This window comes from Kitasatospora sp. NPDC059408 (assembly GCF_042751525.1).
Classification (GTDB): domain Bacteria; phylum Actinomycetota; class Actinomycetes; order Streptomycetales; family Streptomycetaceae; genus Kitasatospora.
Map to the genome: position 1 here is coordinate 108,899 of NZ_JBHYWI010000007.1, position 13,303 is coordinate 122,201.

11 protein-coding genes are annotated in these 13,303 nt (G+C 72.9%); 6 read left to right on the forward strand and 5 right to left on the reverse strand.

The window, feature by feature from the left end:
- Positions 1-2 precede the first annotated feature (2 nt).
- Genes ACFXDE_RS07435 through ACFXDE_RS07450 form a run of 4 tightly spaced genes read left to right on the forward strand, consistent with a single transcriptional unit; the run spans position 3 to position 5,310 of the window.
- Positions 3-1,535 (forward strand): SCO6880 family protein, encoded by a 1,533-nt coding sequence (locus tag ACFXDE_RS07435; protein WP_380443661.1) that lies wholly within the window; start codon positions 3-5, stop codon positions 1,533-1,535.
- On the forward strand, positions 1,535-3,094 hold the full coding sequence (locus tag ACFXDE_RS07440; protein ID WP_380443659.1) for a type VI secretion protein: 1,560 nt from the start codon (positions 1,535-1,537) through the stop codon (positions 3,092-3,094). The genes ACFXDE_RS07435 and ACFXDE_RS07440 overlap by 1 nt, the downstream gene beginning before the upstream one ends.
- A gap of 1 nt (position 3,095) precedes the next feature.
- Complete coding sequence (locus ACFXDE_RS07445; protein WP_380491766.1) at positions 3,096-4,811, forward strand: type IV secretory system conjugative DNA transfer family protein; 1,716 nt, start codon at positions 3,096-3,098, stop codon at positions 4,809-4,811.
- Positions 4,804-5,310 carry a hypothetical protein gene (locus tag ACFXDE_RS07450; protein WP_380491767.1) on the forward strand — a complete coding sequence of 169 codons (507 nt, stop codon included), beginning with the start codon at positions 4,804-4,806 and terminating at the stop codon, positions 5,308-5,310. The genes ACFXDE_RS07445 and ACFXDE_RS07450 overlap by 8 nt, the downstream gene beginning before the upstream one ends.
- 62 nt (positions 5,311-5,372) lie before the next feature.
- On the opposite strand, the gene ACFXDE_RS07455 is transcribed toward ACFXDE_RS07450, so the two are convergent.
- A complete protein-coding gene (locus ACFXDE_RS07455) occupies positions 5,373-7,361 on the reverse strand; it encodes a hypothetical protein (RefSeq protein WP_380491769.1) in 1,989 nt (662 codons plus the stop codon).
- Complete coding sequence (locus ACFXDE_RS07460) at positions 7,358-8,296, reverse strand: nucleoside hydrolase (RefSeq protein WP_380491771.1); 939 nt, start codon at positions 8,294-8,296, stop codon at positions 7,358-7,360. The genes ACFXDE_RS07455 and ACFXDE_RS07460 overlap by 4 nt, the downstream gene beginning before the upstream one ends.
- 548 nt (positions 8,297-8,844) lie before the next feature.
- Here ACFXDE_RS07460 and ACFXDE_RS07465 point away from each other — a divergent pair.
- Positions 8,845-9,906: a UbiA family prenyltransferase gene (locus ACFXDE_RS07465; protein ID WP_380491773.1), complete on the forward strand. Its 1,062-nt coding sequence runs from the start codon at positions 8,845-8,847 to the stop codon at positions 9,904-9,906.
- A gap of 17 nt (positions 9,907-9,923) precedes the next feature.
- Here the strand turns inward: ACFXDE_RS07465 and ACFXDE_RS07470 are convergent, their stop codons facing one another.
- Entirely contained in the window at positions 9,924-10,223 is a 300-nt protein-coding gene (locus tag ACFXDE_RS07470; protein ID WP_380491775.1) for a hypothetical protein, read from the reverse strand.
- A gap of 10 nt (positions 10,224-10,233) precedes the next feature.
- A complete protein-coding gene (locus ACFXDE_RS07475) occupies positions 10,234-11,322 on the reverse strand; it encodes a glycoside hydrolase domain-containing protein (RefSeq protein ID WP_380491777.1) in 1,089 nt (362 codons plus the stop codon).
- A gap of 316 nt (positions 11,323-11,638) precedes the next feature.
- Here ACFXDE_RS07475 and ACFXDE_RS07480 point away from each other — a divergent pair, with 316 nt between their 5' ends.
- A complete protein-coding gene (locus tag ACFXDE_RS07480; RefSeq protein WP_380491779.1) occupies positions 11,639-12,331 on the forward strand; it encodes a rhomboid-like protein in 693 nt (230 codons plus the stop codon).
- Between the two features lie 30 nt (positions 12,332-12,361).
- On the opposite strand, the gene ACFXDE_RS07485 is transcribed toward ACFXDE_RS07480, so the two are convergent.
- On the reverse strand, positions 12,362-13,222 hold the full coding sequence (locus tag ACFXDE_RS07485; RefSeq protein WP_380491781.1) for an NAD(+)/NADH kinase: 861 nt from the start codon (positions 13,220-13,222) through the stop codon (positions 12,362-12,364).
- Positions 13,223-13,303 lie beyond the last annotated feature (81 nt).

Sequence of the window (13,303 nt, forward strand, 5' to 3'; positions counted from 1 at the left end):
CCGTGTCCCTGACCCACAGTGAGCCGGACACCTACACCGGCTGGCAGCGGGAGAAGTCCGGCTTCATCGGCGAGTTGTCCGGCGTGGGCTTCGCCCTGATGGCCGCCGCCTCGGTCGTCGCCCTGATCCCGATCTACCAGCACAGCTGGACGGCCGCCTTCGTGGCGCTCCCGCTCGCCGGCCTGCTGCTCCTCCTGGCTTACGGCCGCGTGATGGGCCTGGCCGCCGAGGAGTGGGTGCTGCTGGCGGTCCGGTACCAGCTCGCCGTCGCCACCAAGCGGAACGTGTTCTACAGCGGGGTGTTCGCCCCCGCCGACAAGGAAGGCAACCAGCCGATGGACCTGCCCGGCGTGCTCGCGCGCCTGCGCATCCTGACCGCACCGGACGGCCAGGGCGGCACGCTCGGCATCGTCCACAACCCGATCGACAACACCTACACCCTCGTCGCCCGCGTCACCTTCCCGGGCCTGGCCCTGGTCGACACCGCCCGGCAGAACGCCCGGGTCCGTCAGTGGGCGGCCTTCCTGCGCAGCCAGTGCAAGGAGGACGGCTCGATCGTCCGCATCCAGGTGCACCAGCGCAGCCTGCCGGACGACGGCGAGGCGCTGCGGTCCTGGACGAACCGGCACACCGCCGCCGACGCCCCGGCCGCCGCCGTCCAGGCCCTCGGCGAGCTGATGGTCTCGGCGGGTCCGGCGGCGACGATCCGTGAGACGTACCTGTCGGTCACGCTGTCGTCGGTCCGTGCGCGGCTGGCGGTGCGCGGTGCCGGTGGTGGACAGGTCGGCGCAGCCGCGGTGTTGGTGCGGGAGTTCCACGCCATGCACGGGTCGCTGAGCAGTGCGGGCCTCCAGGTGGTGGAGCTCCTGGACCCGCGCCGGGTGGCGGCCGTGATCCGCACCGCGTACGACCCGGAGGCGCAGCAGATGCTGGCGGTCCGTTCGGCGGCGTCCGACGACGCGTCGTACGCGGGCACGGCTCCCGGTGTGGATCCGGCGCTGGCCGGGCCGGCGGCGGCGGAGTACACGTGGGGCATGTACCGGCACGACGGGGCGTGGACGGTCACGTACCAGGTGCGGAACTTCCCGCAGTCCGAGGTGTACGCGACGTTCCTGCAGCCGTTGCTGCGGCCGAGGACGAACGCGCGGCGGTCGATGTCCCTGGTCTACGAGCCGATCGGCCCTGCCCGTGCGCGCAAGGAGCTGAGCCGGGAGAAGACGCGGCGGCAGTCCGCGCGGGCACTGCGGGCGAAGACGGGCCGGGCGGAGTCGGAGGACGAGCGCCGCGAGTCGGAGATCGCGCGGGCGCAGGACATCGCGCGTGCGTCCGGTCAGGGCGTGGTGCGGATGGTGGCGCTGATCGCGGTCACCGTCACGGACCCGGAGGAGCTGGAGACGGCCTGCGCCGAGCTGCAGGCGGACGCGAGTGACGCCGGTCTGGAACTGCGGCGCTGCTGGGGCGCGATGGACGACGCGTTCGCCGCCGCCGCGCTGCCGCTCGGCATGGGGCTGCCGCCGCGAAGGGTGGCGATCTGATGGCGGGGTTCCCGTTCACGCGCCGCCGGGACGGACGCGACACCGTCCTCGAATCGACCCGCGTGGCCGATCTGTTCGAGCCGGACGACCAAGCGCCGACGCAGCGGCAGCCCACCGCCCGCGAGTTGCGGCGGGCCCGGCTGCTGGAGGACCCGGCGACGGCCATGCGGATCGCGCCGAAGAAGGGCTGGCACCAGCCGTTCGCGGGCCGGGCGGCCTCGCACGCGAAGGCCGAGGTGTTCCGTGCGGACACCGGCCGGGCGTCCGGCATCTACCCGTTCCTGCACGCGGCGTCGCTGCCGCCGGTCGGCGCGTACATCGGGTTCAACACGCTCACGATGCAGGCGTTCTCCGCGCATCCGAGCGTGTGGGTGCAGGAGGGGCTGGCCACCAACCCGAACGTGATCCTGACCGGCATCCCCGGCAGCGGGAAGAGCGCCCACGTCAAGGCGCTGTGTTTCCGCCTGATGGCGTTCGGGCACCGCACGCTCATCGCCGGGGACGTCAAGGGCGAGTACGCGGCGCTCTGCCGCCACCTGGGCACCGAGCCGGTGCGGCTGGGCCCCGGGCTGTCCGGCCGGCTCAATCCGCTGGACGCCGGCCCGCTGGGCCAGGACCTCCACCTGATCAAGGACGACGCCGAGCTCCAGGCCCGGCTCACCGAGATCCACCGCCGCCGCCTCACCCTCTGCAAGGCGCTGCTGGAGCTCCAGTTGAAGCGGGTGCTCCAGCCGCAGGAGGAGGAGTGCCTGGACGTCGCCGTGCGCGAGGTCACCGGCGCGCTGGCCGGCGCCGGGCACACCCGCCTCGACACCCCGACCCTCCCGGCCGTCTACCAGGTCCTCAAGGACCCGACCGAGGCCATGGCCCGGGAGCTGCGCGTGCGCGGCGACGACGTCCAGACGGCGCGCGAGCAGATGGCGAGCATCCGTTCCGCCCTCGGCTCGATGATCAGCGGTCACCTCGGCGGTCTGTTCGACGAGAAGACGTCCGTCTCGCTGGACTGGGACGCGCCGATCCAGAGCGTGGACATCTCCGCCCTCCAGCAGTACGGCGACGAGGTCGTCGCCATGGTGCTGACCTGTGTCTCCTCGTGGGCGCAGAGCGCCATCGACCGTCCGGGCCGCCCGTGGATCATCGTGCGCGACGAGCTGTGGCGGCAGATGCAGTCGGGCGGGTCGTCGATGGTCCGCAAGATCGACGCCGACCTGCGCCTGAGCCGTGCGACCGGCACCATCCAGCTGCTCGCGACGCACCGGTTGAGCGATTTCGAGGCGGTCGGCGCGGCCGGCTCCGAGGCCGTCGCCATCGCCAAGGACCTGATCGCCAGCTGTGAGACCCGGATCCAGCTGGCCCAGGACACCAAGCCGCTGAACCTCACCCGCGAGGCGATCGGCCTCACCGACGCCGAGTGCGACCTGATCGGCTCCTGGGGCGCCGGGCAGCGCGGACGGGCGCTGTGGAAGGTCGGGCGGGGCGGTGGCTCGCACGCCGTGCAGCTCCTGCTGTCGCGCACCGAGCGGGAGTTGTTCGAGACCGACGAGAAGATGGTGATCTGAGGTGGCCTCCGACAACCGGGTGGACGACGGCACGTTCCTGTTCGGGCTCGCCGCCGGAGCGGTCGTCTCGCTGGGCGCGGTGTCGCTCGCGGCCGGTGCCCTGGCGGGGCTGCTGTCCGGGGGCGGTCTGCCGAAGATGACCGCGTCCGTGCCCGAGACGCTGCTGCTGTCCGTCGCGCAGGGGCCGGCCTCCGTCTACCGGCCGGCCCCGCCCGCCTGGCTCTTCTATACGGTCTTCGGCCTGCTGGTCGTGCTGCTGGCCGTCCTCGCCGGGGTGGTCGTGCGGCGCCTCGGCCGTCGCCGTCGGCGCTCGCTGGCGGGCGGCGCGACCTGGGGCGGGGCGAAGATCGAGAAGGAGATGGCCCTGCCCGACGCCCCGGCCGAACGCCCGGACCGCATCACCGCGGGGCGCGGCCGGGAGACCCGGAAGATCGTCGGCGTCATCGAACGCAGCGCGAGCGCGATCGCGTTCGGCCCGCCCGGCTCCGCGAAGACCTCCGGCCTGCTCGCCCCGAACGCGGCCGAGTGGCAGGGCCCGGCGCTGGTGACGACCACCAAGGCCTCGGACCTGGAGGAGATCTACGCCGCCCGCAGCCACATCGGCCCGGTCTGGGTGATCGCCCCGGCGGGGCTGCCCGCCGGGCCGTGGCTGACCGCGCACTGGTCTCCGGTGGACTACGCCGTCGACGACGAGGCCGCCGAGCGCATGGCCGAGTGGATGGCCGACGCGAGCCAGAAGACGTACGACCCGAAGGCCGAGCCGTGGCTGATCCAGGCCCGTGCCATCGTGGCCGGACTGCTGCTGGCCTCCCGGACGTCCAAGGGCGGCATCAAGTCGTTCCGGCGCTGGCTCACCCAGGGCGAGGCGGCGGTCGACCACGTCCGCGCGATCCTGGAGGAGGACCACCCGGAGGCGGCGCTCGACTACGCGCAGCCCTGGACGACGCTGCACGACGACGGCAAGGGCTCCGTCCAGTTCACCCTGAACGTCCTCGCGGCGACGTACCGCAGCACGGGCATCCGCGAGGCCGCCGAGCGGACCGACTTCAGCGCCGAGGAACTGCTGGAACGCAACGGCACGCTCGTGCTGATCGCGGCGCCCTCGCAGGCCGACCGCTTCGCGCCCTACTTCACCTCGCTGATCGCCGCGGTCCTCCACGCCGCCGAGGCCCGCTACGAGAAGCTCGGCCGCCACCCCGACCGCTCGCTCGGCCTGTTCGTCGACGAGGCCGGCAACTTCCTGCGCTACCCGAAGCTGCCCAACGTGCTCACCACCGGCCGCGGCATGGGCATCACCGTGCTGAGCATCTGGCACGACTACTCGCAGCTCGCCGGCCGGATGGGCCGTGAAGGCGCCAAGACCATCATCTCGGCGAGCACGCTGCGGCTGCTGCTGCCCGGCATGGCCGACGACGAGACGATGCGCTACATGTCGTTCCTGTTCGGCCGGGAACTCGTGGAGAGGACCAGCCACACCACCGGCACCGGCCGCGACTCCACCTCGACCAACGTCGTCGAGTCGGACCTGCTGCCCGTCCACCAACTGCGCGAGATCCCCGAACACACCGCTATCGCGCTGTACTTCAACCGGCCGCCGATCCGGGTCCGCATGCGCCTGACCTGGCGCGACCCGGACGTCAAGGCGTGGCTGGCCCGGCCGGCCGCGCCGCGCGTGGACGCGGTCCCGCACCAGGCCCTGGAGGCCACCGATGCATGACCTCACCGCCGGAATCACCGGCACCCCGCCGAGGCGGTGGGTGTGGTCGGCGATGACGCCCGCCGACCGGCAGCATCGCCTCGTCGAACTCGCCCCGTGGGTGGACTGGCTGATCACCCACCACCACCTGCACCGGAAGATCCCGCGCTGCTGGTACCGGGACGGCCACGAGCCCGTCCTGGAGATCCTGACGGGCCTCTACCTCGGCTGGGTCCGCACCTACTGCGGCGACCCCGCCCGGACGGGCACCTTCGGCGAACTCGCGTGGATCAAGGAGCTGCACTCCGTCACCCCGTACCTCGCCGCCCCGACCTGCGAGGACGGCCACCAGGAACCGCCGCCCAGGAAGAAGCCCACGGGCGAAGCGCTGTCCGACTGGCTCGACGACGACCCGCCCCGGATCGCCGCCGCGCCGTCCCACCCGGCCGAGGTCGAGGCCAACCGGCTCGCCGCCGCGGACGCCGCGCAGGCGGCGACGCCGGGCGGCTGGCCGGCCTGAGAGGACACCGAATGCGCCTCGCCCCCGCCGGAAGGACCGGTGGGGGCGAGGCGCATTCGGCCCTACCGGGCGGATCCGCTCCGGTGCTGGGAGTGGCTCTGCACCGGTGCGGGCTGCTGCACCTGCTGGTGCGGCACCGCCGCCCGTTGGGCTGCTAGGACCCGCTGGGCATCCTCGGCGAGGCGCTGCGCGGGCGGCTGAGCGGCACGCCTGGACAGCTCCTGCTGGATCTGCCCGACGGCGGTCTCCAGCCCGGCTGCGCGCTGGTGCGCCTCCTGCGCCTGTGAGCGGGCCGACTCCAGGCCGCGCTCGCGCGCTGCGGTCGTGCGAGCCAGCACCTCGGCCGGACTGCCGCCGGCCTGCTGCCAGGCCGCCAGTACGGCGTCGTGCTCCGAGGCGTCCCCGGCCGCACGCACGCTCACCTGCAGCTGCTCCCGCGCGGCGGCGAGGCGCTGGTCCCCGGTCTGCACGGCCACGCCGAGCTGCGCGAGCTGCTGCTCGAGGGCCTCACGGTCGGCTCCGCGAACGGCGGGCCTCCCGAACCCGCCCCGCTCCGCCAACCGCTCCTCCACGGCCCCGGCCTGCTGCCTGGCCCGGTCGAGGTCCCCGGCCAACCGGTCGACCCGGGCCGCGTCCGTCCGGCTCTGCAGGATCGCGTCCACCTGCCCCGCACGGGCGGCAACCCGCTGCTCCACCTCACCACCCGGCGCGAGCGCGGCCGCGATCTCCCCGACCCGCCCCTCGGCCGCCACAGCCTGCTGCCGGGCGCCCTCCGCCTCCCCCACAGCCCGGCCGAGCGCCGCACCGAGGTCGGCGTCCGGCACGTCCCCGTAGGGCAGCGATCGAGTCGAGGCGCGGACGAAGTCGGCCCGGCTCGCCCGGTCGGGGAACTGCTCCATCCGGGACCAGGCCTGGGCGGCTTGCTCCTCCGAGATCCCCTGTTCTGCGAGGTGGTCCCGCAGCTCGCTGTAGACCGGGTGGTCGACGCGGCGTACGACGCTGTCGAGTACGGTCTTCAGCTGCGGGTCGACCTCGGGGCTGCGGTCGACCCACTGCCGTACGGCGTCGGTGAACTGCGCCCGCTCCCGCATCCGTTCGGCCAGCCAGGTGGCATCCATGGGGCCGAGGGCGGCGCGCTCCGCTGCGGCGTCGTACACGGCGACCAGCGCTGCAGCCTTGATGGCCTCGCGCGTCAGCGGATCCCGGAACCGTTCCGGGACAAGCGACGGATTGAAGCCGCGGAGCGCATCCGGGATGTCCCGCTGACGCCGCTGCTGGGGACCGTCGACAGTCACGCTGCGCGGAGTGTCCATCGGGCTGTGGAGAGTGTGCTCGATGACGTTGATGGGTTCCTTGCTGGCGAACGTCCACCCCTGGTTGGGATGGAGGTCGTCGAAGGGGTACCCCTTGCCCTCACCGGTCTGTTCGGCCTTCAGGTGGACGACGTAGCCGATCTTGCGATCGGGATGCGGATCATCCGGAGCGGCTCCGAAGAAGGCGTAGCGACCCTCGAAGTCGGTCCGCGGGTAAGCGGCGGCCAGGAGTTCCTGCACCGTTCCCTTGTAGCTGCTGTCGACGAGTGTCAGACGGCTGCCGGGTATGCCGACGGGTACGCCTGCGCCGCGGAGGTAGTCGGTCAGCCGACGGTAGGCCCTCGGTACATGCTCCGGTGCGACTCGGTCCCTGGTGCCCCGGAACCCCTCGATCTCGCGGAAGTCCGTTCCTCTGCTCTGCTCGAGATCCTGTAGCGCCGTCTCTGCAACGACACGTGAAAGCACGACTTCGCGGCAGTGCGCGGCGAAGAAATCCGGAGCCAGCGCCTCTGTCGCAGCCGAGAAGCTGTAGCCGTCCCGCCCCAGGAAGACGATGACCCGGCCCTGCTCGGCATCAGCCTGGAGGTCAGGAAGCATCTCGGCCGCGATCGAGGTGATGAACGGCCCGTGAAAGCGTCGGAAGACGTCATATGACTCCGTGACGGCCGCTCTTCCCGCCGGTGTTAACGGGTATTCGTCCATCAGCTCGGCGAAGGTTGGATACTTCCGGTCCGTCAACTCTGCTCGCCTTCGTAATGAGCCGGCGCGGCGCTCGGCTGGCTTGTCAGGGTTTTGGTCAGCCAGGCCATGAAGGCGTCGTACTCGGCCTCGAAGCTCCACCGAAGCCGGACGCCCTCGTCACTGGCCGTGGTGCGTCCGATGTCGTCCATCGAGATGCCCATGTAGTCCGACTCGACGAACGGGAGGTCGAGAGCGGCCGTGAGGGTGAGCGCGTCGTGCTGCATGCTGCCGGGGTGGAAGCGGGTGAACCAGGCGTCCAGGTGGGCGGCGAGGAGGGCGGCCCACGGGGGTGCGTCAGGAGCGGCCAGCCACTGGTACAGCTCGGATTCGGCCGTGACCTCGATCTTCGGGGTGAACGTGACCTCGGAGGCGATGAATTCGGGTGTCGGGAGCTGTCCGGCGGCGACTGCCGCGAGCACGCTGTGAGCGGCCGGGACGTCCAGGCGGACGTTGTGTTCGGCGATCTCCGGGTTGCGGTACCGCAGGGCGCCGCCCATCTGCGTCACCCGGAGCCGGGTAGCCGCCTCGGGAGCTTCGGCGAGGACGTGGGCGAGGTTCGACAGCGGGGCCATGCCGACCCACAGAACAGGCCCGTCGGTGGAGTCCAGGACCTCGCGGACGGCGGCGACGACGTCGGTCCGCTGCGCCGGGACGTCCTGCGGGACGAGGTGCTCGATGACGAAGTACGGCGTGTCGGAGAGCTCGGCGCCGGCCACCGTCGCCACGTCGGGGCGGTCCATCAGGTCCAGCAGGTGGCGGGCGAAGCGTGCGCGTCGGCCCTGGGACTCGTCGCCGGTGATGACGAGCTTGAGGTCACTGGTGTACCGCGCAGCGGCGGCGACGGCCAGGGCGTCGTCGGCGTCACCGCCGATGTCGGTGTCGATGATCAGCGGGGCGTTGCGCAGGTCCTCCGGGAAAGGGGCCGATCGCATGCGGTCCGCCATCTTGCCGAACACACTGTCAGGAACCGCCCCTCCCAGCGACATGACGGCTTCCCGGTGCCGGCGTAGGTCATCCCACGTGTCTTCGGAGTTGTCTCCCACGTCTTCCCTCTCTGGCTCAATCGTCAAAGGTCGCCAGACCTCGAAGAATGCATCGTAGTGGTGCCCGCCCACACACCTCATGGGCGAGGGAACCCAGCACCTCCCCGCCGATCGGCGGGGAGGTGACTGAGTATCCGTACTCAGGCGGAACCCGCGTGCGGCGGCGGACGATGGCGGACGGCCTGCCGGATCAACGACTGTTGCTGCAAAGGGGAATGGCGCATGGGAGCACTCTGGTCGTCGCCCGACGAACCGCACCGTCGGTCCGCACGGCGCGGATCTGCGCCCGGGAAGCGGCCCATTTCGTGCATCGAGTTCGTCGGGTGTGCCCTGGCCGCCGTGTTGGCCCTCGCCGGGCTGGCGGTGCTCGGGGGGATGGTGCTGTTGTTCACCGGTTCGGTCCGACTGGTGCCGAACAAGTGAGGGGCGGACGGGGAGTGCGGCGCCTGGCCGTCCGCGTTCGGGTCCTCGTCGCGCTCGGCCGTCCCGCCGTCGCGCTGCTCTTCGCCCTCTACTCGGCGCTCGGGCTCGCCCAGGCGGGGCACGCGGAGGACCGGCTCCTGTTCGCCGAGTGCGTCGTGCCGGTCGTGGCGTTCCTGCTCTGCTCGGTCTGCGTCAACGACCTCTCCGACGAGGCGATCGACCGGGTCAACCTGCCGGGGCACTGGAGCCGGCCGCTGGTCACGGCCGCGGCGGGGAGCCGGAACCTCGTCGTGACGGCCGCCGTGTCCGCCGTCGTCGCGCTCGGATCGGCTTTCCTCCTCGGGCTGCGGCCGGGGGTGTTGATGGTCGCGGCCCTCGCGCTGAGCGCCGGGTACTCGCTGCGCCCGGTGCGGCTGGCCGACCGGGGCGCCGTCGCGGCGCTGGCCCTGCCGGCCTGCTACGTCGCGCTGCCGTACCTGCTCGGCCTCACCGCCACCGGTGCCGCCGTCGGCCCTCGTGACCTGATGATGCTGGGCGGCCTCTACATCGGCTTCGTGGGCCGGATCCTGCTCAAGGACTTCCGTGACGTCCGGGGCGACGCCCTCTTCGGCAAGCGGACGTTCCTCGTGCGGCACGGGCGCCGCGCCACCTGTCTGTTCAGCGCCTGCTGCTGGGTGATCGGCACGTGCGTCATCCTGGCCGCCGCGCCCCGGCCGACACCGGCGTTCGTGGCCTCGTACGGCGTGTGCCTCGCCGCCGTGCTGCTCATCCTCCGCACGCTGGCGAACGAGGTCGGGCACCGGCGGGAGGAGGCGCTCATCGCGGGCGCGGCGGTGATCGGCCGGGGGCTGCTGGTCCTCCAGCTCGCGCACCTGGCGACGGGGCAGGCCGGGTGGGGAACGGGGGCGCAGGCGTTGGTCGTCGGCGGGGTCCTCCTGGTGACGGTCGGCCAGGTCGTCGGCCTGGTGCGCTACGGGCCGGGAACCGGGCTCACCACCGCCTCGCTCGGGCAGGAGGCGGCCGAGGCGTCGTCGCCCGGTGATCGGGCGCTTGTCGTGAATGCCCCCGCCCGGTAGGGGCGGGGGCGGAGCGGTCACGACGGTTCCGGTGTGCCCGCCTGCGTGGTGGTCGCCGTGGTGGGCGGCGTCGCGTCGGCGGAGTCCGTGGTGGCCGGCGTGGCGGGCGGCGTCATCCTGAGCCAGCCCGGCAGCAGGGCGTCCACGGCGGGCATCGCCATGATCCGCGTGATGGCCGCGGCGACGGCGAGCGCGACGCCGAGACCGGGGAGGGTGGACGGCAGGTTCGTGGTGTGCACGAGGGCGGGCAGCGCGGCGGCGAGGCCGAGGACGAGCTGGAGGATCGTGCGGATCGTGCGGCGGACGGAGTCGGGCACCGGTTCTCCCTCAGGTGGTCGGGGTGGTGGGGGCGGGCACCGTTGACACCGCGGGCACTGCGGACACGGTCGGGTCGGTCGGGCCGGTCGTGACGTGCATCTCGACGCCGGACGCGAGGGCCTTGGCCACGGCGGCCTCGATGGCGGCGGTGACCGTGGCGGTGTCGATGCCGTCGGCGTGGGAGAGCAGCGTCTGCATGACCGCCGCCTGTGCCGCGATCTGGGCCTTCGCCACGGCGAGTTGGTACTGGATCGGGTTGTTGGCGGCGAGCAGCCACATCGCCGGGACGACCGCGTCGGCGCCGGTCCGCTGCTGCCAGTCGGCGGTCACGTTCGGCAGGCCGTGCTGCCAGACCTGCTGCGGCAGCCCCCGGACGAGGGTGCGGATGCCGTCCGGATTGTCGTCGGCGTAGTGGACGGCGTAGGCGATGGAGTCCCGGACGGGCTGGCTGCTGACCGCGTTGACGGTCTCCTCGCGGATCATCGCGCGGAGCTGGTCCTCGGTGTACGGCACGTCGTCCTCCTGCGGGGAGCGGTCGGGCATCCACTGCCCGTAGTCGGTGGTGGTGGCGGTGTTGCGGTCGCAGTCGACGCCGCCGATGGTGACCGCTCCGCCCTGCCGGAGGTGTGCGTCCGGGTCCCAGACGCCGCCGGACCACGCGGAGGTCTGCCAGTACCAGGTGACGAGCCCGGAGGCGGCGGCGCCCCGGACCACGTGCAGTCCGCCGTAGACGCCCGTTCGCGCCGCGCCGAGGACGCCGGCGGCGCCCGCGAAGTACGGCCGGACGCTCGGCCAGTCGGTGTCGGTGTCGACGGCGAAGTAGATCGGCCGGTCCGGGGGCATGCCGCAGGCGGCGGCCTGTGCCGCGGCCGTTCGGGCATCGGCGGCTCCGGCGGCCTGCCCGGCGAGGGCCCGGCCTTCGGTGGTCTCCCACACGACGCCGCACCAGATGCCGTGCGCGGCCAGGTCGTCGGCCTCCGCGCGGGTGAGGTTCTTCGACGCGTCGGTGCTGAGGTACCGCATGGCGAAGGCCGCGCCGGAGGCCTGGAGGGCGGCGGCCGTCGGGTGGGTCCAGGGGTAGTCGACTCCCCAGGTCACGAGGTGGCTCCCTTGGGTGTGTGGGGGTGAGAGCGGGAGTGGGAGTGCGGGTGGGGGTGAGGGCGATGGGCTCGGCGGACGGTCGGCCGACGGGTTGTCCGAGTACGTTCTGCCCCGCCACCAAGAGCGGCAAAGCCCACAACCGCACCGTGTTTGACCAGGACATGGGCACGATCATCCCGGTGGGCCGGATGATCGGGATGGGCCCGGCATGAGCCCGGGATGAGCCCGGGATGCCGGCGGGGCCGGACGTCGGTGCGACGTCGCGCGGGCCGTACGCTACGTCGGAGCCCGCCGAGAACCCTGGAGAGCCTCCTTGCCCGCAGCGCGCCGACTCGTCCGCAACCCCGCCGCGTGGTACGCGGCCCTGCTGGCCGTCGGGGTGACGGTCACGCACGCGCTGCCCGTCGACGACGCGGAGCGGCTTCGTGGGTGGGCCTCGACCGATCTGGCCAACCTGCGGCCCTGGCCGGCCGGTCACCCCGTCGAGGCGCTGGTGGCGTCCGCGTTCGTGCCCCAGGGTGACGGGTGGGCGTGGCCGCTGCTCGCGCTGTCGGGGTTCACCGTGGTGGCGGTCCTCGGCCGGTTGCGCGCGGTGCTGGTGCTCGCGCTGGCCCACGCGGGGGCGACGGCCGTGACCGAGGGGATGGTCTGGTGGCGCATCCGGCACGGCGGCCTGCTGCCCGACGCCGCGTTCGAGCTGGACACCGGCCCGTCGTTCGTCGTGGTCGCGGCGATGGTCATCGCGGCGGGGTGCGCCCGCAGGGTCTGGTGGCGGGTGGTGTGGTCGGCCCTGCTGGTGGCGTCGGCGCCCGAACTGCTCGACGGCCTGCCCGACGGGGACGTGGCAGCGGTCGGACACGTGCTGGCCGCGCTCACCGGTCTCGCGGTCGTCGTCGCCCACCATGTCCGCCGCCGCCACCGGCCCGCCGAACGGGAGCCGGCCCGTTCGCAGGGCCGTGCGCCGAGCCGTTCGCAGGGTCGTTCGCAGGGCCGTTCGCGGCGATGAGACGTCCGCTCGGCGGAGCCGTGATGCGGCTCAGGCGGGCTCCGCCGAACCGGTGAGGCGGAGCTTGCGCTGGGCGCGCTGGTAGAAGGTGGTGCGGCCGAGCCGGACGACGCGGGCGGCGTCGGGCAGCATGGTCACCTCGACGACGTCACCGGGGGACACGTGGCCGGCCAGCAGGCCGTCCGCCTCGACGGCGAGGCCGCCGCTGTGCGGCAGCACCTCCAGCGCGAGCCGCTCACCGCTGGAGAGGAACACCGAGCGGTTGAACGCGGCGTGCGGGGCCACCGGCGTGATCAGCAGACCCTCGGCGTTGGGCGAGACGATCGGACCGCCGGCCGAGAAGCTGTAGGCGGTCGACCCGGTCGGGGTGGCGACGACGACGGCGTCGGCGGTGTAGGACACGAAGGGCTGGTCCTGCACGTGCACGGCGACGGCCGCGGTCCGGTGCCCCGGGCTGCGCACCAGCACGACGTCGTTGAGCGCCGTGTGCCCGGTGGAGCCGAAGCGGGCGTGCACGCCGGAGCGGGTCTCCACGGTGAAGCGGTGGTCGTCGATCGCGTCGAGCGCGGCCGGGAGGTCCGGCACGTCGACCTCGGCGAGGAACCCCAGGCGCCCGACGTTGACGCCGAGCACGGGGGCGTGGCCGCCGGACACCATCCGCATGGCGCGCAGCATGGTGCCGTCCCCGCCCAGGCTGATCAGCAGGTCGGCGCTCGCGGTCATCTCCTCCGCCTCGACCGGTACGGCCTCGCAGCCGATCCGCGTCACCTCGGCCGCCAGGCCCAGGACCTTGGCGCCGTGCCCCCGGCTCCACCGGAGGACGGTGTCCACGGTCGGCGCGCACGTGCGCTCGGGGTGGAGGACCAGCCCCACCGTGCCGATGAATCCCATCCGGGGCACCTCGCCGTCGTGCGGGCGGATGTTGCTCCTCCCAGTCACGCACAGCCGGGTGCCGCCTTCAAGGGCACGGGC

What these genes read in the sequence shown, in the direction of transcription:
- ACFXDE_RS07460 (WP_380491771.1), bottom strand. Translation starts at nt 8,296, where the DNA reads ATGCGATCGGCCCCTTTCCCGGAGGACCTGCGCAACGCCCCGCTGATC.
- ACFXDE_RS07440 (WP_380443659.1), top strand. Translation starts at nt 1,535, where the DNA reads ATGGCGGGGTTCCCGTTCACGCGCCGCCGGGACGGACGCGACACCGTC.
- ACFXDE_RS07450 (WP_380491767.1), top strand. Translation starts at nt 4,804, where the DNA reads ATGCATGACCTCACCGCCGGAATCACCGGCACCCCGCCGAGGCGGTGG.
- ACFXDE_RS07485 (WP_380491781.1), bottom strand. Translation starts at nt 13,222, where the DNA reads ATGGGATTCATCGGCACGGTGGGGCTGGTCCTCCACCCCGAGCGCACG.